We start from the raw sequence: 233 nt of genomic DNA, 5'->3' as shown, positions 1-233 counted from the left end.
TCCGTCGCTTGAAAGGCTACCGCCGGATTTTCTCGCGCTTCGAGAAGCTGGATGTCATGTTCCTTGGATTCCTCAGCTTCGTCCTAGTCGTTGATGGGCTTCGGATGTGTTAACAGGCCCTAATCAGCAGTAAGACTGGAATCAATGCCGCAGCCCAAAGTGATCGCGTGATTAACGCGGCCATGCCGGGGAAATAAAAGCTCATCGCAAGACTTGCCAGCGTCAACCCGCCC

At 54.1% G+C, this 233-nt stretch carries 2 pseudogenes; one reads left to right on the top strand and one right to left on the bottom strand.

Annotation, left to right across the window (positions count from 1 at the left end):
• A pseudogene (locus F7R02_RS26245) lies at positions 1-113 on the top strand (IS5-like element ISCARN85 family transposase); the annotation flags it as partial.
• Between the two features lie 8 nt (positions 114-121).
• Here F7R02_RS26245 and F7R02_RS26240 read toward each other — a convergent pair.
• Positions 122-233: pseudogene (locus F7R02_RS26240) on the bottom strand (VirB3 family type IV secretion system protein); the annotation flags it as partial.

The organism is Xanthomonas cissicola (genome assembly GCF_008801575.1).
GTDB lineage: Bacteria > Pseudomonadota > Gammaproteobacteria > Xanthomonadales > Xanthomonadaceae > Xanthomonas > Xanthomonas cissicola.
Note: the sequence above shows the minus strand (reverse complement) of the source record. Positions and strands in the feature narration are given on the sequence as shown.